General features: G+C 72.6%; 23 protein-coding genes. 8 read left to right on the top strand and 15 right to left on the bottom strand.

The features are described from left to right. The 3 genes from ACIBO8_RS05420 to ACIBO8_RS05410 form a co-directional block, all read right to left on the bottom strand. On the bottom strand, positions 1-398 hold a 398-nt coding region (locus tag ACIBO8_RS05420), incomplete at its 3' end, for an ATP-binding cassette domain-containing protein (RefSeq protein WP_396113834.1). A 17-nt stretch (positions 399-415) separates the two neighbouring features. Further along, positions 416-1219, bottom strand: coding sequence for a hypothetical protein (locus ACIBO8_RS05415; RefSeq protein WP_396113832.1), 804 nt, complete (start codon positions 1217-1219; stop codon positions 416-418). Next, a complete protein-coding gene (locus ACIBO8_RS05410; protein ID WP_396113831.1) occupies positions 1216-1767 on the bottom strand; it encodes an RNA polymerase sigma factor in 552 nt (183 codons plus the stop codon). The genes ACIBO8_RS05415 and ACIBO8_RS05410 overlap by 4 nt, the downstream gene beginning before the upstream one ends. Before the next feature lie 93 nt (positions 1768-1860). On the opposite strand from ACIBO8_RS05410, the gene ACIBO8_RS05405 reads away from it, so the two are divergent. After that, the gene (locus ACIBO8_RS05405; protein WP_396113830.1) at positions 1861-2088 is read left to right on the top strand and encodes a hypothetical protein; all 228 of its coding nucleotides are present in this window, start codon (positions 1861-1863) and stop codon (positions 2086-2088) included. Here ACIBO8_RS05405 and ACIBO8_RS05400 read toward each other — a convergent pair. From ACIBO8_RS05400 to ACIBO8_RS05390, 3 genes are all read right to left on the bottom strand, one after another. Continuing rightward, positions 2046-2528, bottom strand: a complete 483-nt coding sequence (locus ACIBO8_RS05400) for a 2'-5' RNA ligase family protein (protein ID WP_396113829.1) — start codon at positions 2526-2528, stop codon at positions 2046-2048. The two genes, ACIBO8_RS05405 and ACIBO8_RS05400, sit on opposite strands and share 43 nt — an antisense overlap. A gap of 151 nt (positions 2529-2679) precedes the next feature. Next, positions 2680-3957: a DUF4407 domain-containing protein gene (locus ACIBO8_RS05395; RefSeq protein WP_396113828.1), complete on the bottom strand. Its 1278-nt coding sequence runs from the start codon at positions 3955-3957 to the stop codon at positions 2680-2682. 60 nt (positions 3958-4017) lie between these two features. Then, entirely contained in the window at positions 4018-4662 is a 645-nt protein-coding gene (locus ACIBO8_RS05390) for an SIMPL domain-containing protein (RefSeq protein ID WP_396113827.1), read from the bottom strand. Positions 4663-4748: 86 nt separating this feature from the next. Here ACIBO8_RS05390 and ACIBO8_RS05385 point away from each other — a divergent pair, with 86 nt between their 5' ends. Further along, on the top strand, positions 4749-5522 hold the full coding sequence (locus ACIBO8_RS05385; protein ID WP_396113826.1) for a lytic polysaccharide monooxygenase: 774 nt from the start codon (positions 4749-4751) through the stop codon (positions 5520-5522). On the opposite strand, the gene ACIBO8_RS05380 is transcribed toward ACIBO8_RS05385, so the two are convergent. After that, positions 5523-6092: a DUF4352 domain-containing protein gene (locus tag ACIBO8_RS05380; RefSeq protein ID WP_396113825.1), complete on the bottom strand. Its 570-nt coding sequence runs from the start codon at positions 6090-6092 to the stop codon at positions 5523-5525. 274 nt (positions 6093-6366) lie between these two features. Here ACIBO8_RS05380 and ACIBO8_RS05375 point away from each other — a divergent pair, with 274 nt between their 5' ends. The 3 genes from ACIBO8_RS05375 (at position 6367) to ACIBO8_RS05365 (ending at position 8765) form a co-directional block, all read left to right on the top strand. Continuing rightward, positions 6367-7041: a hypothetical protein gene (locus tag ACIBO8_RS05375; protein ID WP_396113824.1), complete on the top strand. Its 675-nt coding sequence runs from the start codon at positions 6367-6369 to the stop codon at positions 7039-7041. Positions 7042-7125: 84 nt separating this feature from the next. Next, a complete protein-coding gene (locus ACIBO8_RS05370) occupies positions 7126-7878 on the top strand; it encodes a LamG-like jellyroll fold domain-containing protein (RefSeq protein ID WP_396113823.1) in 753 nt (250 codons plus the stop codon). Next, positions 7875-8765, top strand: a complete 891-nt coding sequence (locus ACIBO8_RS05365; RefSeq protein ID WP_396113822.1) for a hypothetical protein — start codon at positions 7875-7877, stop codon at positions 8763-8765. The genes ACIBO8_RS05370 and ACIBO8_RS05365 overlap by 4 nt, the downstream gene beginning before the upstream one ends. A 3-nt stretch (positions 8766-8768) precedes the next feature. Here ACIBO8_RS05365 and ACIBO8_RS05360 read toward each other — a convergent pair whose 3' ends face one another. Further along, positions 8769-9128 carry a hypothetical protein gene (locus ACIBO8_RS05360; protein WP_396113821.1) on the bottom strand — a complete coding sequence of 120 codons (360 nt, stop codon included), beginning with the start codon at positions 9126-9128 and terminating at the stop codon, positions 8769-8771. Between the two features lie 2 nt (positions 9129-9130). Continuing rightward, positions 9131-9553, bottom strand: coding sequence for a TetR/AcrR family transcriptional regulator (locus tag ACIBO8_RS05355; RefSeq protein ID WP_396113820.1), 423 nt, complete (start codon positions 9551-9553; stop codon positions 9131-9133). Between the two features lie 90 nt (positions 9554-9643). On the opposite strand from ACIBO8_RS05355, the gene ACIBO8_RS05350 reads away from it, so the two are divergent. The 3 genes from ACIBO8_RS05350 to ACIBO8_RS05340 are packed head-to-tail and all read left to right on the top strand — an operon-like array spanning position 9644 to position 12380. Next, positions 9644-10573: a diacylglycerol/lipid kinase family protein gene (locus ACIBO8_RS05350; protein WP_396113819.1), complete on the top strand. Its 930-nt coding sequence runs from the start codon at positions 9644-9646 to the stop codon at positions 10571-10573. Beyond that, complete coding sequence (locus ACIBO8_RS05345) at positions 10570-11700, top strand: sensor histidine kinase (RefSeq protein ID WP_396113818.1); 1131 nt, start codon at positions 10570-10572, stop codon at positions 11698-11700. Before ACIBO8_RS05350 ends, ACIBO8_RS05345 begins: the two co-directional genes overlap by 4 nt. Continuing rightward, complete coding sequence (locus tag ACIBO8_RS05340) at positions 11697-12380, top strand: response regulator (protein ID WP_396113817.1); 684 nt, start codon at positions 11697-11699, stop codon at positions 12378-12380. Before ACIBO8_RS05345 ends, ACIBO8_RS05340 begins: the two co-directional genes overlap by 4 nt. Here ACIBO8_RS05340 and ACIBO8_RS05335 read toward each other — a convergent pair. From ACIBO8_RS05335 to ACIBO8_RS05310, 6 genes are all read right to left on the bottom strand, one after another. After that, positions 12331-13125 (bottom strand): lysostaphin resistance A-like protein, encoded by a 795-nt coding sequence (locus tag ACIBO8_RS05335; RefSeq protein WP_396113816.1) that lies wholly within the window; start codon positions 13123-13125, stop codon positions 12331-12333. The genes ACIBO8_RS05340 and ACIBO8_RS05335 overlap by 50 nt on opposite strands. A 107-nt stretch (positions 13126-13232) precedes the next feature. Next, the gene (locus ACIBO8_RS05330; protein WP_396113815.1) at positions 13233-14039 is read right to left on the bottom strand and encodes an RNA polymerase sigma factor SigF; all 807 of its coding nucleotides are present in this window, start codon (positions 14037-14039) and stop codon (positions 13233-13235) included. A gap of 166 nt (positions 14040-14205) precedes the next feature. Further along, positions 14206-14331 (bottom strand): hypothetical protein, encoded by a 126-nt coding sequence (locus ACIBO8_RS05325; RefSeq protein ID WP_396113814.1) that lies wholly within the window; start codon positions 14329-14331, stop codon positions 14206-14208. A gap of 434 nt (positions 14332-14765) precedes the next feature. Beyond that, entirely contained in the window at positions 14766-15866 is a 1101-nt protein-coding gene (gene mycP, locus ACIBO8_RS05320) for a type VII secretion-associated serine protease mycosin (protein WP_396113813.1), read from the bottom strand. Then, complete coding sequence (locus tag ACIBO8_RS05315; protein WP_396113812.1) at positions 15863-17380, bottom strand: hypothetical protein; 1518 nt, start codon at positions 17378-17380, stop codon at positions 15863-15865. Before ACIBO8_RS05315 ends, mycP begins: the two co-directional genes overlap by 4 nt. After that, positions 17377-17802 (bottom strand): hypothetical protein, encoded by a 426-nt coding sequence (locus ACIBO8_RS05310; protein WP_396113811.1) that lies wholly within the window; start codon positions 17800-17802, stop codon positions 17377-17379. The genes ACIBO8_RS05315 and ACIBO8_RS05310 overlap by 4 nt, the downstream gene beginning before the upstream one ends. Positions 17803-17858: the final 56 nt, after the last annotated feature.

Here is a 17858-nt window from a genome sequence, read left to right as displayed (position 1 = left end):
GCCCGCTGCACCGCCCCCGCCACCACCGACTTGGGCATCTCCTTCAACCAGGCCATGTACTCCACGAACTCCCGCACCGTGAACCGCGGATAGAAGCCGAACTGCTGCGGCAGATACCCCAACCCCCGGCGCACCCGCCGCAGATCGGCACGGGCATCGACGTCCTCACCCAGCAACGACAACCGCCCACCAGCCGGCTTGATCACCGTCGCCAGCGCACGCATCAGCGTCGTCTTACCGGCACCATTGGGCCCCAGCAGACCATGCACACCCGTACCCAACGCCAGATCCAAACCATCCACAGCCAGATGCCGACCCGCGCGAACCCGCAGGCCCTCGGTGTGCACAGCCCAGGGGTAGGTGGTGGGAGCCGTCTCGGCCGCGGTCACCGTACGCATCGTCGAACCTCCGGTAGTCAGTTGTGGCTGGACAGCCGGCGGAAGCCGTCGGCGCGGCTCGCCGCGAAGGCGCCCAGCGCGACGGTGGCCAGGGCCCAGGCCGGGACGCTGCCCGAATGCAGCACCAACGGGACGTGCATGGTCAGAACGCTGGGCACGACCACGGCGGACGCCCACGCCACGCCGAGACCCAGGGCCGCACGGCGGACGCCGACCACGGACCCGAGCGCGACGGTGGCGGCGGTGAACGCCAGGCTGGGCAGCAGCACCAGCGCCAGGGAGAGCCCGGTGCCGGCCCCGGCCAGGGCCAGCGCGGGTACGACCACACCCAGCACCGACAACGTGCGCCGCAGCAACATCGCGATGCCGGCGGCGGGCGTACCGGCGATGAGCTCCCAGGCCGGATCGGCGCGGCGGCTCCAGGCGACGGCCACCCCCGGCAGCGGGGCCACCGGGGCGAGCAGGAGCACCAGCGACGGCACCTGCGGGTTGATCTCGGCGAGCAGGAACGCGCAGGCCAGCACCGCCACCGTCATGGTCAGCCAGGGCAGCAGCGCCCAGACCAGCCAGCGCCGGTGCACCGCCGACCAGGGGCGCGGTGCGCGTACCGGAGCGGGTCCGGCGGTGATGCCCTCCTGCAGCCCGGCGGCGACCCGGTCGAGCAGGGCGAGGGTGTCGTCCGTCGCCGTGCCCGCGAGCCGGGACCGGCAGTCGGCGCAGCCCTCGAGGTGGACCTCCAGGGACCAGACCGTGGCGTCGTCGAGGCCGCTGCCACCCTCGGCGTAGCGGGAGATCACGGCAAGGTTCGGATGGGTGGTCATGAGAGTGCCTCCCGAAGGGCGATCCGGGCCCGCCGTGCGCGGGATTTCACCGTGCCTTCCGGCACGCTGAGCAGCAGGGACGTCTCCCGTACGGAGAGCCCGTCCAGGACCATGGCGCGCAGCACCTGACGCAGCTCGGGCGGCAGGACGAGCAGTGCCTGCTCCAGCTCCTGGCCGACGCGCCCGGCCATCACCTCGTCCTCGGCGGCCGGGGCGACCGTCTCAGCGAGCGGCACCGGCGGCACCTGCGCCTGCCGGGCCCGCCGGCGGAACGCGTCGACCAGGCGATTCGCGGCGATGGTCCACAGCCAGCCGACCGCGCTGCCGGACGCCGCCGAGCCGGCGAAGCTGCCCGCTGCCCGCCACACGGCCAGGTACGTCTCCTGCAGCACGTCGGCGACCACGTCGTCGTCGGCGCACCGGCGGCGCAGCCGCACCGCCAGCCACGGCGACGTACGCCGATAGAGCTCGTCGAACGCGCGCCGGTCCCCGGACGCGGTGCGGCGGACGAGTTCCCCCTCGTCGGCCGCCTCCAGGCTTCTTCTCACACCAGGCAAGACGATCTCTCTTCCGTACCGGGTTCACGCCGCTCTGTGATCTAGGTCACACGACGGCCCGGAGGGGCGGGCTAAGGTCGAGAGATGCTCAGGTCGGAAGCCGGACCCACGCTCGGCGGGCTGATCGACGCGGTGGCCGAGCTCGCGGAGAGCTCCCACCAGCTGGCCCGCCGGCTGCACGAGATCGGCCTGCTGTCCGACGACGCCGCGACCGGGCTGCTCGCCCGGCAGGACCAGACCGACGCGGAGATCCGCCGACTCCGCGAGACCTACGGCGACAGGTCGACCACCGACCGCAACTCCGAGCCATAGGAACGCGCAGCGGTCAGACGGCCGAGCGCGATGCCCAGCCGGCGGGGATAGCGGTCCTGCTGCTCCGGAGGCACCCGCAGCGCGAGGCTGACGTGCGGCGTCCACGCCCGCGGATCATGCAACGGATTGCGCTCGGTGCCGTCCAGGGCCGCCCACACCGCCGCCTGCAGCTCGCGGAGGCGGTCGTCGGGGCGTACCCGCCAGGCCACGGTCCGGCCCAGGAACACCACGTCGTCGAGGACCACGTCGAGGGGCAGACCGCTCAGCGCCGGCCCGACCGCGGAGGTGAGCTCACCGGCGGCCACCAGCGTCACGTGCGGGCGGTTGGTGGGGTGGGCGTGGGTGGCCAGACTCCGCAGGCCGGCGTCGTGCAGGCGGCGCCAGACCGCGCGCACCTCGGCATCCAGCCGGGCATCCGGCAGCAGCTCGACGGTGTGCATCTCCAGGACCGTACGCGCAAAGTAACGGCGGCGGCGACGATCGCTCGTCGCCTCCGCCGCTCCTCCTCGGATCCGACGCGTCCGCCGGTAACAGAGCGTGGGCAGGCGGTGCGCCGGAGTGAAATAGTAGCCCTCGTTCGTGCAACTTGCACTAGGCGTGGATCGAATCAACGTCGTCGTAGGGGTGGACCAGGTCCGGGTGCCGGTTGATCAGCGGCGCCGGGGACAGCGGTGCCACCGGCGCGCCCGCCACGCTGTCGTAGAGGTGAGCGCGGGCCTTCTCGATCGCGATGTCGGCCAGCTCCTCGTCGTGCGAGGCACGGCCGATGCTCTCCGCCATCACCCGCGACGCCGCCTCGGCGTACCGGCGGGCGTCGCGCAGCCCCTGCTCGTAGCCGATCGCGGCCTCGTGCTCGGTCTGCCGGGCGCAGCGGGCCTCGGTGCGCTCGTACGCGTTGCCGTGCGAGGCGAACTTGAGCCCCACGGCGGCACAGTCCAGGGCGACCAGCAGCAGGGCGATGCCGATGTAGAAGGCGCCGATGCCCCAGAAGTCCGTACGGACCAGGTACCACATGGCCGTGGTGCGGGCACCGAACCCGGCGTCGGCGCGGATGGCGTCGGCGTTGGCCGTACGCTGCTCGCTGATCTTGCGGGTGAGGTCGGCCTCCTCGGCGGCGCGCGAGTCCCGGGCGGCTTTCTGCGAGTCCTGCAGCTTCGCGGCCTGCTGGTCCAGCGCGGCGGCCTGGTCGTCGAGCCCCCGGGACCGCTTGACGAGCGTGTCGCAGTAGCCGCCGTCCGGGCAGCCGGACTTGCGCGACACCCCGTCGCCCTCGGAGTCGGCGATCGCCTGCTGGTAGAGCTTGCGGGCGTCGCTGCGCTTCTCCGCCGCCCGCTGGTTGAGGGCCTGCACCGCCGCGTCCTCGGCCGCCGACTGCTTCTTCAGCTCGGAGAGCCGGGCGTCGTACGCGGCGATCGCCCCGCCGTTCTCGATCACGCTGATCTGCTCGTTGTGCACGTCGTTGAGCCGCGCGTCGATCTCGCCCTTGTAGCGGGCCAGCATCAGCGGCTCGGTGATGATGACGGCGAAGAGCAGGGCCAGGCACAGGCGGCCGGCGTACAGGCCGAAGGTGGGCCGGCGCAGCAGGTCCTTCGGGTCCGGCGAGTCCAGGTTCTCGTAGTTGACCGCCACCCGGCCGACCACGGCACGGTCGTACGCGACCACGCCCGTCGCCACGAGCGGACCGACCAGCCACTGATACCACGGATGCGTGTAGTTCGCGCTCGCGTCGACGAACGCGGCGCCGCCGACGGTCGCGTACACGAAATAGAGCACGATGAAGGCGCCGATGGCGCTGTAGAGGACCCGATCCGAGTGCGTAGTAACGCTGTCCGGGTTCACGTTGGAGATCCGGAGCAACAAGCGACGCATGATGCGAGTCTCGCTCATGACAGCGACGCGCGCGGGCAAAACGGACGGATCGCCCGCGCCTCAGGAAAGCGCCTGCGGCTCCGTGATCGTGACGCGCAGGATCACCGAGGCGTGCACCGTCTGCGCCTGAGGATCCACGTCGAGATCCAGGTCGGCCGACTCCATGCCACCGAAGCCCAACGAGCGCATCATGCCGCCGCCACCGCCGGCACCCTCGTCCGAGATCTCGACCAGGCGTGCCACCTCGGCGCCCACGGCTGCCGCATATTCCCGCGCCCGGACCAGGGCGTCGGCGATCGCCTCGCGGCGCACGTCCGCGCCGGCCCGGCTGCCCGGGCGCAGCTGCCACCACGGGCCCGAGATCGAGGTCTGCTCGGCATTCGCCAGCCGCAGCAGCATCTCGCCCAGGGTGCCGAAGTCCGTCACGGTCACCGTGGTGCTGACGCTGCCCACGTACGCCGAGACCCGCTCGCTGCCCCGCTTGACCTCCGGTCGCACCTGGATCCCGCTGGTCTCTCGGCGCTCGATCGCGTCCGCGTAGTCGTCCAGCGCGGTGCGCAGCCCGGCGGCTCGCTCGGCCAGCCGGCTCAGCGCGGCCTGCCGGTCCTTGTCGCGCGCCGACACGGTCACGGTGAACAGCGCGATCTCCGGCGGCACCTCGCGGACGGCCTCACCGCGGACGACGACCATGGGTTCCTCGGCCATCCCCAGAACCTAGCCGGAAACCGTGAACCGCGCCGCCCTCGTCGCCGTCGTGCGGGAGACCGTACGACACGATGGGAGACCGGATCATGCGCAGAACCATCGCCTGTTCGCTGGCGGCGCTCGGGACCGTGGGCACGAGCCTGGCCGTCGCCGCGCCCGCGCAGGCCCACGGGTACGTCGCCGACCCGCCGAGCCGCCAGGCCCTGTGCCAGCAGGGCGCCGTGCCGGACTGCGGGCCGATCCAGTACGAGCCGCAGAGCGTCGAAGGGCCCAAGGGCCTGCGTACGTGCGACGGTGGCCTGCCGCAGTTCGCCGCCCTGTCCGACGACAGCCGGCAGTGGCCCGCCAAGGCCGTCGGCACGAGCGTCACGTTCATGTGGCACATGACCGCGCGGCACCGCACCGCGAACTGGGAGTACTACATCGGCGGTAAGCAGGTCGCGGCCGTGGACGGGCAGAACGCCCAGCCCGGCGAGATGGTCAGCCACACCGTGGACCTCAGCGGATTCAGCGGCCGGCAGACCGTGCTCGCGGTCTGGAACATCGGCGACACGCCCAACGCCTTCTACAACTGCGTCGACGTCGACATCAACGGCACCGGCGGGCAGGCTTCGGCGCCCTCGCCCGAGAAGCCGCGGGAGCCGTACTCGTGGGAGGTGCCGCCTCCCATCGCCCCGCAGGAGGTGGTGGCGCATCAGCGGGCCGCGGACGAGTGGGCCGCGGGCGTCGACTACAAGCTCGGCGACCAGGTCACGCACCAGGGCGTCCGGTACACCTGCCGCCAGGCGCACACGTCGCTGACGACCTGGGAACCGTCCATCAACACCCTCGCCCTCTGGCTGCCGCTGACCGACGGCTGATCAGCGCAACGGGATCCGGACCCCACGGGTACGCAGGGAGTCGCGCAGCACGATCGACGTCAGCCGGGTGCCGTGGGGCACGTCGAACACCAGCGTGCCCCGGACCCGGGCCCCGGCGTCGATGCGTTCCAGGATGCTCGGGCGCCGGGAGACGTACATGGCGGCGCCGGCCTCGCTCGGGAAGGCTTCGCCGTTCGCGGCGTACGCGGTCTGCGAGGTGCCGTCCAGGGTGCCGGCGCGCGAGCCCATGTTGCGAACGGTGACCGCCACCAGGCAGAACTCCCCGCGCGCCTTCTGGCCGAACTCGTCGTTGCCGACCCGGCGGGCGCCGCAGCGCATGCCGGTGACCGCGAACTGGAACGCGCCGTCCGCGACGACCTCGTTGAACCGCCCGGCGACGGCCTCCCGCCGCGTCGCCGGGCCTGGGTCGAGCCCGAGGCCGGCCGAGACCGAGTTCGCGATCCGGCCGATGACGGCGAAGAGCCCGATCAAACCCGTGATCATCAGTACGGCGAGAGCAGCGGCGAGCCAGGGCCACAGCCGGCGGGGGTCGATGCGCTCGTACGACATGGACGCGCTCCCCCCAGATCCGGGTCCGGACGTGCAGCGTGGCCGGATCAACCACCCGAGGACCCGGCCACGCTACCTACCAAACTGGTGCTAATCACCCCACGTTGTGGCCCGAACGGCCATCCGCGGCCGCCCGGTCGGCGGCGGGAGGCTCCCGCTCGGACGCGGCTTGGTGCCATCGAGCGAACCATGTCTCAGTGCCGAGCCGTATAGCCGCCTTCGCCCGTTATGAACCGATGGTGAACCGACCGCCCTCCACCTACGGGAGCCGACCGTGACCGTGACCGAGAACCAGATCAAGGACCGCCTCAAGGCCGTCCTGGCCGGAACCTCCCCCGACACCGCCACCTCGGAACATCCGCCGATCGTCCCGGGCGCCATGCACCCCAACCAGGCGCTGGGAGTGCTGACGCTGGCGCAGCGCACGGCGGAGGAGCACATCGCCATCGCCAACCGCCAGGCGGACAAGATCCGTACGGACGCGCAGGCGGCGGCCGAGAAGATCGCCGGCGATGCCGAGACCCACTCGCAGAACATCCGCCGCGAGGCCGACAAGGTACTGGCCGAGGCGCGCGCCGCCGCGGAGAAGGCGGCGCGCGAGGCCCGCTCCCAGGCCGAGGAGGCCCGGCGCAGCGCGAACCAGATCGTGTCCGAGGCGAGGGAGCAGGCGCAGGCGATCGCCAAGGATGCCCAGGAACACGCCGAGCAGCTGCGGCTCCAGGCCCAGCAACGCTACGAGGACGCCGTGGGCAGCCTGGGCGCCAAGCGGGAGGCCCTCCAGCAGCAGATCGAGTCGCTGGAGCAGTTCGACCGCGAGTACCGGGCCCGGCTCACCTCGTTCATGCAGGGGCAGCTGCGGGCGCTCTGGGTGGACGTACCCGAGGTCAGCAACGAGCTGGACGACGCCGACGCGGAGGAGGAACCCTCGGACGAGGCCGAGGCCGCATAGCCCCGCCGAACGGTCATTACCCTCTGGCCGTTCGACCGCGCCGCCAGAGCTGCCTAGAATAACCCCAAAGGGGATGATTCGGGCATGAGTAATGATCCAAAGCGGCGCCGCCGCCGGACGACCGCGACGATCCTGGCCGCCACGGCCGTGGCGGCCACGGTCGCGGTCTCGTCGCAGCTCCACGCGGAAGCCACCACCACGGGCTTCGCCGAGGTGGTCCGCTACACCTTCGACGAGCCCGCCGGGCCGGGCTTCCTCGACCTCGCCGGCGGCGACCAGCCGCTGAAGCCGGTGAGCAGCAAGGGCGGCGCCCTCACCACGATCACCCGCGCCGACGGCACGGCGCTGATGTTCCCGCCGCCGTGCGAGCAGGAACCGTGCCCCCGCGTCGCGCTCCGCGCCAAGAGCGCGGCCGACCTGAACCCGGGCCGCCGCCCGATCCGCTTCGGCGCCACCGTCCTGCTCGCCGCGGACCAGACCACCAAGGGCGAGAACGTGGTCCAGAAGGGGTACTCCGCCGGCGGAAGCCAGTACAAGCTCCAGATCGACGGAAAGGCGGGCAAGCCCAGCTGCGCCATGGTCGACGCCAAGGGCACGGTCCACATCGCCCGCAGCAGCATCACGGTCGCCGACAACACCTGGCACACCCTCGAATGCCGCCGCAAGGGCACCTGGCTCGCCATCCGCATCGACGGCCGCCGGCGCGGCAGCGCCACCATCCCGGCCGGCCTGTCGGTGTCCAACAGCATCCCGCTCAGCGTCGGGGGCAAGGGCGCGTTCCGCGACAACGACCAGTTCCAGGGCGCCCTCGACGACGTCTGGGTAGCGATCGCGTGACCGTCAGGCGCATCGCCCTGGCCCTCACCGCCGCGGGGACCATCGGCGTCCCCGCGGCCGCCCAGGCGGCACCTCCCGACCCGGCCAAGCTGGAAGCCGTCACGGAGATCAAGAAAGACGAGTGGCCCAGCAAGGTCGAGTACGAGGTCCGCCGCGGCGACGTGGTCCGGGCACCGCTCGGCGTCATCAGCGTGGACGCCCGCCCGGTCCGCGGCCTCGTCGCGAAGATCGACCTCGACGAGGAGCTGGACTTCGCCCGCCGCTACCGCAACTGCTGGTACACGACCAACGCCGGCCGGGACATCGCCTGGTGCGAGTTCCCGGACGTGCTGCCGGCCTACAGCGGCCGGGCCATCACGACGCCGGTCGCCGTCGCCGGGGTGGACACGAAACCCGGCAGCTCCCTGGGGATCGCGTTCCGCTGGCAGAGCAAGGGCTGGGCGGACGCTCGCGGGGGTCTGCGGCCGGTGACGGCCTTCTTCGCGGAGCCCGGGGCAGCGGTGGTTCGTGGCACCGGTGGCGCTTTGACGCTGGAGAAGCTCGCGCTGCCGACCGCGGACATCCGAGCCAACGGCAACTCCATCCGTGCGACGGTGACGGCCGAACCACCCCTGATTCCCTCGCCGTCCGCCAGCGCCTCTTCGCCCGCCGCGTCTCCCTCCGCCACCTCGTCGCCGGGCGCCACCTCATCGCCGGGCGCCGCCTCGTCGCCGAACGCCACCTCCTCTGCCGGCGCCGCCTCCTCCGCCGGGGCCACCTCGTCCTCGGGCGCCGGGCTTCCTGTCACCGGTGTGCCGACCTTCCTGCTGGCCGCGGCGGGCGGTGTTCTGCTCGGATTCGGCCTGCTCCTCCGCCGCATCGCCCGGCGGCGCACCAGGCGTGCCTGAGCCTCACACCGTGCGGGGAATCGCCTGCTCGATGCGGGTGACGGTGTCCCGTGGGTCGTCCACCTGCACGACGAGCCGGGCGTAGCGTTCGTCGGCCAGCTCGATCACGACGGCCCGGGCGGGGTCACGGACGTCCCAGAACACCCGTTCGCCGTCGATGTGGAAGGTCCCCGCGGTGATGACGCCAGGAATGTGGGCACCGGGCGCGCGAAGGCCCTTCGGCTCCTTGACGATGCCCGGATCGACCGTGGCGCCGCGGACGTTGCCGAGGGGGATCTCCAGCCGGCTCTTGAGGGCCCACAGCTTGTCGAGTCCCTCGATCTCGACGATCAGGGTGCCGTCGGAGATGCGTACGTCTGCCATGGTCAGCCTTCCTTCGGTGTGGTGACGGCGCGCTCGCGCAGGTGACGGCCGAGCAGCAGCGCGGTCCGATCCGCTCCCTCCCCGGGAAAGGCCGCGTCGGCCTCCCGCAGCACGCGGGCGAGTTCGCCGGCGACCTCCGGGTCGACCGGCGCCCGCTCGACCGCGGCGAGCAGGAGCAGGCCGAGGTCGGCGGGGGCGCCCGGGGCGCCGGTCAGGAACGGGCGCGCCCGATGCTCGAGATACCACCGCAGGGCGGCCAGGTAGAGCCCGCGCTTGCTGCCGAAGGTCTTGTAGAGGCTGTTGCGGTGGACCCCGAGATGCTGCACCAGGTCGTCGACCGAGATGCCGTCGTAGGCACGGGTGGCGAAGAGACCGACCGCGGCCCGGACCACCTCGGTCTCATCGAATGCCCGTGGCCTGCCCATGACACGACCCTAGACAGTTTAGGAACGATCAGTCAAGAACGAGCGTTCCTGAATCCCCCCGGGCGCGCCGGGCCGATACTCTCGGCCTCGATGCGCAGCAAAGAACAGCTCAGCGACGCCATCCGTGGCGAGCGGCGGGCCGCCCTGGTGGTCAACGCCCACTCCCGCCGCGGCGGCCGGCTCTACCAGGACGCCCGGGCGCGGCTGCTCGCCGCCGGGTTCACGCTGCTCGCCGACCACCCCGTACACCGGCCGGGCGAGCTGGAGCGGAGCCTCACGTCCGCCCTCGAGCAGAGCCCGGACCTGCTGGTCGCGGGCGGCGGGGACGGCACGATCAGCACGGCGGCGCGGATGCTGGCCCACCGCGACATCGCGCTCGGGCTGCTGCCGCTGGGCACGACGAACAACTTCGCTCGCACGGTGGGCGTACCGCTCGAGCTGGGCGAGGCCGTCACCACGCTCGCCGACGGCACGGTGATCGACGTCGACCTGGGCGTCGCAGGCGACATGGCGTTCACCAACCACGTCGGCGTCGGGCTCTCCGCGGACGTCATGATCAACGCGCCGCGGCGGTTGAAGCGGGTCACGGGGCGGCTCGCGTACCCGATCACGGCCTTGGCCCTGCTCACCCGGCACCGCGCGGTGCGGGCCCGGCTGCGCGCCGGCGGCCGGCAGCACGAGTTCCTCACCCACCAGCTGTACGTCGCCAACGGCGGCTTCCACGCCGGCCGCCCCATCACCGGCGACGCGGACGCCGACGACCGGCTGCTGGTGGCGTACCCGGTGGGCGACGGAAGCCGGCGCGCGCTGCTGCGCGAGACGGCGCGCAACGCAGCGACCGGGCACCGCCGGACGCTTCGCGAGGAGCCCTTCCTGGCAGTCGGCGAACTGTGGCTGGAGACCGACCGGCCCGCGCGGATCGAGGTCGACGGGGAGCCGTGCGGTCAGACGCCGATCCGGATCCGCGTCGACCCCAACGCCCTGCGCATCATGGCCCCGGCCGGCACGGTGGACCGTTGACCTTCCTCGCGGCCCGCATCGACCACTGGGCGCAGGAGCACCCGCTGCGGCTCGACACCTCGCTCGCCGGAGCGACCTGGCTGCTCTGCGGCCTCCCGAGCGCCCTGGTCGCCGGGCGGACCGGCCTGGCGGTGGGCACGGCGGCGATCGCCGCGCTGGCCGTACGGCGCCGGCACCCCGCCGCCGTGCTCGCGTGGTCCATCGGGGCCTTCGCCGTCCAGCTGGTCGTGGTGCCGATCCCGCTGCCCGCCAACGCCGCCCAGGCCGTCGTCGTCTACACGGTGGCTGCCCACGTCGCCTCCCTTCCGGTACGGCTGACAGCGCTGGCCGCCGCGATCATCGGATGCGTGGCCGGCGGGTTCCGGTGGAGCACCCCACCGCAGTACACGCGCAACGCCCTGCTCATCGGGACCGTTCTGGCGGTCGTCTCCGGCCTGCTGTGGGCGGTCGGCAGCCTCGTGCGCGGCCGCGCTGCCAACATGCGCGCCCTCGGCGAGCTCCTGGCGCAGAGGGAACGGGTCTCGGCGGCGGCCGAGATTCACGACATCGTGGCGCACTCGCTCACCGTGGTGATCGTGCAGGCCGACGGTGGCCGGTACGCCGCCGAGCACGCCGAGACATGGGATCGGAAGGAGGCGGAGAACGTGCTGACCACGATCGCGGACACTGCCCGGACCGCGCTGGCAGAGGTACGCGGCCTCATCCGGATGCTGCACGAGCCCGCCGACGACCCGGCCGGCGCCGACCTCGCGGCACTGCGCCGGCTCCTCGGCTCCGTAAGGGCATCGGGACTTCCGGTGGCGGTCACCGCCGAACCCACCTGGTTCGACGAGGTTCCCGCGGTCGTACGGCTCGCCGCGCTGCGCATCGTCCGCGAGGCGCTGACGAACGTTCTGAAGCACGCCGGTCCCGGCGCCACGGCCACCGTCACCATGCAGCGTGAGCAGGGCACCGTGCGGCTGCGCGTCGAGGACGACGGCGGCTCGGCCACCGACGTACCGCCCGGTGCCGGCCACGGGATCGACGGGATGCGGCACCGGGTACGGGCGCTCGGCGGAACGTTAACGGCGGGTCCCCGTACCGGATCCGGCTTCGCCGTCGAAGCGACTCTTCCGGCAGCCCGATGAACCCGATCAAGGTCTTCCTCGTCGACGACCAGGAACTGGTCCGCGCCGGATTCGCGATGATCCTCGCCGCGACACCCGACATCGAGGTCGTCGGTACGGCCGGCAACGGGCACAGCGCGATCGCGGCGCTGCAACAGCCGGAGCACCGGGCGGACGTCGTCCTCATGGACATCCGCATGCCGGGGCTGGACGGCGTGGAGACCACCCGGCGTCTGCTGGAGCGGCCTCGCCCGCCCCGCGTCGTGATGCTCACGACCTTCGACGCCGACGATCTCGTAGTGGCGGCCCTGCGCGCCGGGGCGGCCGGCTTCGTACTCAAGGACGCCGGTCCGGCGGAGCTGCTCTCCGCCGTCCGGGCGGCCGCCGCCGGTGAGGCACCCGTGTCGCCCCGGCTCGTGCGCCGCCTCATCGACTCGTTCGTCCGTACGCCCCCGCCCGCGGAGCGCACCCCGTCCGTCCCCACCGGAATCGACCGTCTCACGCCCCGCGAACAGGAGATCCTCTCGGCGGTCGGAATGGGGCTCACCAACGCGGAGATCGCCGCGCGGCTGGCGGTGGCGGAGTCGACGGTGAAGACCCATCTCGGCGCGGTGCTGCGCAAACTTCAGCTGCGCGACCGGATTCAGGCCGTCATCGTCGCGCAGACGTGGCAGCACGCCGGCGGACCCCCATCGCCGTAGCGCACGCGACCGTACCCACGAGGACGAACAACCCGGTGTCACCGGCGAGATACTCGTTCACCACCACCGGCCGGTCGGTGGAGATGGCGTACGCGGCAAGCCACGCGAACGAGGCATTGTGCGCGAAGTGCCCCAGCACCGCCGGCCACAGGCTCCGCGAGACAGCCCGCAGGTAGCCGAACAGGAACGAGAACGCGATCACCGAGCCGCCGAACAGCGCGAGCACCACGGCCCGGTTGCCGTCGGCGTGGTAGTACGGCGTCAGCAGGATGTACGGCAGGTGCCAGGCGAACCAGACCAGGCCGATGACCAGCATCGCCGCCCGTTCACCGAGGAAGCTTAGCCGCGGCTGAAGATATCCGCGCCAGCCGAGCTCCTCGGCGAACGCGAGGATCGGCCCACTCACGCAGAGGGCGAGCAGATCCTGCCACCAACCCCCGTCCGGTGCGGAGTAACGCGCACACCCGGCGGCGACTACCGCGGCGACGGCCAGCACGTTGACGCCCAGGGTGGCCGCCAGCGCCCCCGGCCAGCCGCGGAGTCCGAGCCGGCCCAGGCCCAGGCGCGCCCAGCCGTCGCGGGTCCAACCCTCGCGGCTGACGACCACGAGCATCAGCAGCGTGACGAGGGCAGGCGACACCGCCAGCAGGAGACCGCCCGCGATGCCGGCGGTGCCGAGGGAGATCGAGAGAACCAGAACGACGTAGGCCGCCGCGGCGACACGATCGGGAAGCTGTCTGTACACCCGGCCCATCGTTCGCGACCGCCGGACGTCCGCCATCCACCCGAGATCGGGGATCGCGGCAGGAGCTCCCACCGCGGGTGTAGCACCCGCGGTGGAGCCGCGACGAATCAGACGGCGAACTCCAGGTGGCCGCGCAGCTTCGCGAGGGCCTTGGTCAGCAGCCGGGAGACGTGCATCTGCGAGATGCCGACCTGCTCGGCGATCTGCGACTGGGTCAGGTTGCCGTAGAAGCGCAGCGTGATGATCCGCTGCTCACGCTCGTCCAGCATGGCGAGCGCCGGCCCCAGCGCGATCCGCGTCTCGGCCTCCGCGAAGGCGGCGTCCTCACCACCGAGGGTGTCACCCAGCTCGGTGCTGCCGTCGGCGTTGATCGGCGTCGACAGGCTCGTCGCGTTGTACGCCCGGGAACCCTCGAGCCCTTCGAGGACGTCTTCCTCGGTCACACCGAGGTGCTCGGCGATGTCGGCGACCGTCGGCGAACGGCCCAGCGTGTGCGTGAGGTTGCTGTTCGCGGCGGTGATCGCCAGCCGCAGCTCCTGCAGGCGGCGCGGGACCCGGATCGACCACGTACGGTCGCGGAAGTGCCGCTTGAGCTCGCCGACGATGGTGGGGATCGCGAACCCGGCGAACTCGACGCCCCGGTCCGCCTCGAAGCGGTCCACGGCCTTGATCAGGCCCATGACGGCCACCTGGATCAGGTCGTCGAGCGGCTCGCCGCGGCCCGCGTACCGGTTGGCCAGGTGCCGGGCCAGCGGCATCCACGCCTCGATGGTGCGGTCCCGGGTCGCGGCCCGGGACGGGTGCCCGGCCGGAAGAGCGGCAAGCGCGGCGATCAACTCGCTCGCGCGGTCCGTCGTCGCCGAGACATCAGCAGCGGCGGGGGCGCTGTCGACAGGGGCGGCGAGAACGGTCATGGACGAGCTCCTTCGGTTCCGGCCGCGGGGGCGGCCTTCTCATCAGCACGACCCGCGCCGAGCCAGGGCCCGTCGCAGGTCGGAGACCGTTATGCCCACTTACCTGGCATGGCCAAACTCATCCGTTCGGACGGAAGAAGATCGCCGAAAGGGGGAGGCGCGGGGGTCACTGTCCCCGGATGAGCCGGTACGACCGCTGCAGATGCACAGCCCACACCGTCACGAACTCGCGGACGACGGCCCCCCAGGTCGGCGGCTTCTCGTCGGCGGTCCAGGAGCTGATGACGACCATGGGACCAGTCTGTCCGCCGACGGCCGGCAGACCGGTGGCCGTCGCGCAGCAGTTCGGTTGCTTGGTTCCCGCGGTCGACGGCGGCACACATGACACAACCGCGACGGCCGCGGAGGCCACCGGCGGCAGCCTCGAGTGGCTCCGGACGGCGACGACGGACGGCTGCGGACGGCGACGTGCAGCGGCGGGCGGGCAGCGGCGGGCGGGCAGCGGCGGGCGGGCAGCGACGGCGAGCAGCGACGGCGAGCAGCGACGGCGAGCAGCGACGGCGGGCAGCGACGGCGGGCAGCGACGGCGGGCAGCGGCGGCGGGCAGCGGCGGCGGGCAGCGGCGGCGGGCAGCGGCGGGCGGGGAGCGACGAGCCCCGCTGACGGCTCCGGGCGACTACTGGCAGCAACGGCCAGGGGGACTCCCGACGCGGTGACTGCGAGCGACTACCGGCGGCGACGGCTCAGCAGGACCGCGGCCAGGACCGCGCCGATCAACAGGACGGCGCCCGCCGCGACGAACACCAGGGGCGGTATTCCCGAATCATCCTGGTCGTTCGTGGACGGCGGTCGGGGGATCGCCACCGGGGCGTTCGTCCCCGTCGGCGGCGGCGTGCCCGCCGCCGCGGGTTGCGGGCCGGTCAGGGCCGCCATCAGGTTGAGCTGGCCCGCGCCGTAGTAGTCGTCGCGGCCCTCGGCCCCTCGGTCGATGGCGGTGCTCTTGAGGCGGTCCACGACCTGCGCCGCGGACAGTTCCGGGTGCTTTGCCCGGATCAGGGCCACCGCGCCCGAGACGAGAGCGGCCGAGGCGCTGGTGCCCTCGACCGTGATGTACCTGCCTTCGGGGGCGGGGGCTGTGATGTCGACGCCCGGGGCTGCCAGGTCGACCTGGGGGCCGTGGTTGGAGAAGGCGGCGATCTTGTTGTTGCGCTGGAGCGCGCCGACCGTCAGGACCTCCGGGTAGGCGCTCGGGTACTCCTGCTTGTTGCCCTTCTTGGCCTCGTTGCCGGCGGCGCCGACGAGGACCACGTCCGCGGCGGCGGCGTCGCGGAGCGCCGACTGGAGGTCCTCCGAGGGCCGCGTCTGGAAGGACATGTTGATGACCTTGGCGCCCTGGGCGACGGCGTAGCGGATGCCCTGGGCCACGAAGTACGAGTCGTTGACCGGGCGGATCGGCAGGATCTTGGCCTCCGGGGCGATGCCGAGGATGCCGTCACCGCTGCCGTGGCCGCGTCCGGCGATGAGGCCGGCGATGCCGGTGCCGTGCGCGAAGCCGTCCTCGTTGCCCGCCGGCTTGTTCTGTACGGTCTGCCGCCCGGGCAGCACGGCACCCTTCAGATCCGGGTGCCGCGCGTCGACGCCGGTGTCGAGCACCGCCACGATGATGCCCGACCCCTTCGTGATGCGCTGGGCCGCCGCGAGGTCCATCGGCGCCCAGTACCACTGCGCGTCCCGCACGGTGTCGGCGTGGGCCGGGGCGGCCGGCGCCAGCACCGCCGCCAGCAGGACGGCGAACCAGGCGGCGAAGACGCGTCGGGCTGCGGTCACCCGCGCCAGCCGATCACGTTGGGGCCCGGGTCATGGTTGGCCTCGTACCGGGACGGGGCGATGACCGGGTCGACGCCCTCCGCGACCTCCCACGGGTTGTCGGGGTCGTAGCCCGCACCGCCGTCGTCGCCGGAGCGGCGGCCTCCGCGGGACGAACCCGCCATGCCGACCGTGTTCGCGCCCCGGGCCGTGCCGCCCGGCTCCTCCGGCAGCCACGACGGGCGAGGGGGACGCACCTGCTCCGCCTCCCCGGCCGGCCCGAGGGCACCGGCACGACCGACGCCGCCACGACCGACGCCGCCACGGCCGGAGACGCCTGCGGCACGACCCGCAACCCCGCCGACACGACCGGGAACACCGCCCGCGCGACCAGCAACACCGCCGGCACGAGCCGCAACACCACCGGCACGACCTGCGACACCGCCGGAACGGCCGGCGACGCCGCGACCGGCTGCTCCGCCGATGGAGCCCGGGACACCGCGGCCCGTGCCGCCGACCGTCTCACCGATGACCGCACCCGAGGGCAGGGCCCGCGAGGTGCCGACGCCGGGACGTACGGGCTGCGGAGCACCGCGACCCAGGCCGCCGAGGCCGCCACCGCCGCCGATCGGGCCGGGAGAAGGCAAGACCGCCGGAGGCACGATCCCGCCACCGGGCAGGCCGCCGGTGCCGGGCAACCCGGGAGTGCCCGGTGGCGGTGCGACAGGCGGCGTCACGCCCGGCGGAGCGATCCCCGGCGGGGTGATGACCCCGGCCAGACCAGGACCGCTCACGCCTGCGCCGGAATCCGCCCCGGGCGAGATCGGCGAGGTGACCGGCCCGGCACCACCGTCCGGGATCGTCGGCTCGTGGCCCGGCAACGGCGGCACCGGGTCGTGGGGCACCCGTACGCTGCCCGTGCCGCCGCCCCCGGCCGATCCGACGCCCGAGCCCGTGGTGAGGCCCGAGTGGTGCTTCGGTGGCTGCGGCGGCTCGCCCCATTCGGGCTCCGAGGGCTCTAGCTTGTACGGCGCCGGCACCTTGAGGCGGGCGACGTTGTCCTGGACGATGCCCTCCGCCGTGATCATGTGGGCGCGGGCCTTCTCGTCGAGGTCGTCCTCGGCGTTGTCCCACCAGGAGGGGACGAGGTCGTCGTTCTTCTCCTTGTATTCCTCGTAGATCGGCTGGATGGCGTTCTTCGCCTGGCGCAGCGCCTCGAGGATGTTGGCGAGGCCGGTCGCGGTGTCGTCCGCGTCGGTGCGGGCCGTGTCCATGCGGGCGATGAGGGTGTCGAGCTCCTCGACGAACGCGGCCGACGACTTGTTGTCCTCCGGCGGCCAGGCGGCCACCAGGGACTCGCGCGCCTTGAGCAGCAGGTTGCGCTGGTCCTTGACCGAGCCGGCGATCTCGCCCCAGGCCGCGACCTGACGCCACGCCTCCGGATCGTCCTCGTCAGCCACCATCGCCCACAGGCGGGGCGTGTTGTACGACTGCCAGGCCGTGCACCAGCTGCTGGTCAGCACTCCGTCGCTCATATCGCGGCCGCCTGTCCCCCGTGACGAACCGGGTTCTGCGCCTGCTCGGCGGCGAGGCGGGCCGCGCGGGCCTCCTGCGCGGCCGCCCAGAGCGCCTGCTGGGCCTGCTCGGTCGACGTGGCGGCGCGCGCGTCCGACGCGTCGAAGGCGGCCGCTACCTTCTGCGCGGCGGCCGCGAGCAGCTTGGCCGCGTTCACGTACTCCTGGAGGTTGGCGGTCGACGCCGCCAGGCTCTCGGCGTATCGCACCTTGGCCGCGTGCACCGCGCCGCTGGCGTTCTTCTCACCGAAGCGCACACCGTCGCTCAGCTGGATGCCGGCCCGCTCCGTCGCCGGCCCGAGGAAACTCTCCGTGTCCACGTGCACATCGGTCGCGAACTTGGTGAGCCCGCTCGTCTCGACATTGATCCCGGTATCGCCCACGACAGCCTCCCCGTGCAGCCTTTGCCGTCACAGCAACGCCATCGAGGGTAGCGACC

The organism is Actinoplanes sp. NPDC049681 (assembly GCF_044465265.1).
Lineage (GTDB): Bacteria > Actinomycetota > Actinomycetes > Mycobacteriales > Micromonosporaceae > Actinoplanes.
This window is presented reverse-complemented; position numbering and strand designations above follow the sequence as displayed.

Bases quoted from the DNA above. Each gene is read 5' to 3' on its own strand.
- ACIBO8_RS05330 (WP_396113815.1), bottom strand. From the start codon at position 14,039: ATGACCGTTCTCGCCGCCCCTGTCGACAGCGCCCCCGCCGCTGCTGAT.
- ACIBO8_RS05370 (WP_396113823.1), top strand. From the start codon at position 7,126: ATGAGTAATGATCCAAAGCGGCGCCGCCGCCGGACGACCGCGACGATC.
- ACIBO8_RS05380 (WP_396113825.1), bottom strand. From the start codon at position 6,092: ATGTCGTACGAGCGCATCGACCCCCGCCGGCTGTGGCCCTGGCTCGCC.
- ACIBO8_RS05415 (WP_396113832.1), bottom strand. From the start codon at position 1,219: ATGACCACCCATCCGAACCTTGCCGTGATCTCCCGCTACGCCGAGGGT.
- ACIBO8_RS05395 (WP_396113828.1), bottom strand. From the start codon at position 3,957: ATGCGTCGCTTGTTGCTCCGGATCTCCAACGTGAACCCGGACAGCGTT.
- ACIBO8_RS05360 (WP_396113821.1), bottom strand. From the start codon at position 9,128: ATGGCAGACGTACGCATCTCCGACGGCACCCTGATCGTCGAGATCGAG.
- ACIBO8_RS05355 (WP_396113820.1), bottom strand. From the start codon at position 9,553: ATGGGCAGGCCACGGGCATTCGATGAGACCGAGGTGGTCCGGGCCGCG.
- ACIBO8_RS05405 (WP_396113830.1), top strand. From the start codon at position 1,861: ATGCTCAGGTCGGAAGCCGGACCCACGCTCGGCGGGCTGATCGACGCG.
- ACIBO8_RS05400 (WP_396113829.1), bottom strand. From the start codon at position 2,528: ATGCACACCGTCGAGCTGCTGCCGGATGCCCGGCTGGATGCCGAGGTG.
- ACIBO8_RS05340 (WP_396113817.1), top strand. From the start codon at position 11,697: ATGAACCCGATCAAGGTCTTCCTCGTCGACGACCAGGAACTGGTCCGC.
- ACIBO8_RS05315 (WP_396113812.1), bottom strand. From the start codon at position 17,380: ATGAGCGACGGAGTGCTGACCAGCAGCTGGTGCACGGCCTGGCAGTCG.
- ACIBO8_RS05390 (WP_396113827.1), bottom strand. From the start codon at position 4,662: ATGGCCGAGGAACCCATGGTCGTCGTCCGCGGTGAGGCCGTCCGCGAG.
- ACIBO8_RS05385 (WP_396113826.1), top strand. From the start codon at position 4,749: ATGCGCAGAACCATCGCCTGTTCGCTGGCGGCGCTCGGGACCGTGGGC.
- ACIBO8_RS05350 (WP_396113819.1), top strand. From the start codon at position 9,644: ATGCGCAGCAAAGAACAGCTCAGCGACGCCATCCGTGGCGAGCGGCGG.
- ACIBO8_RS05325 (WP_396113814.1), bottom strand. From the start codon at position 14,331: ATGGTCGTCATCAGCTCCTGGACCGCCGACGAGAAGCCGCCGACCTGG.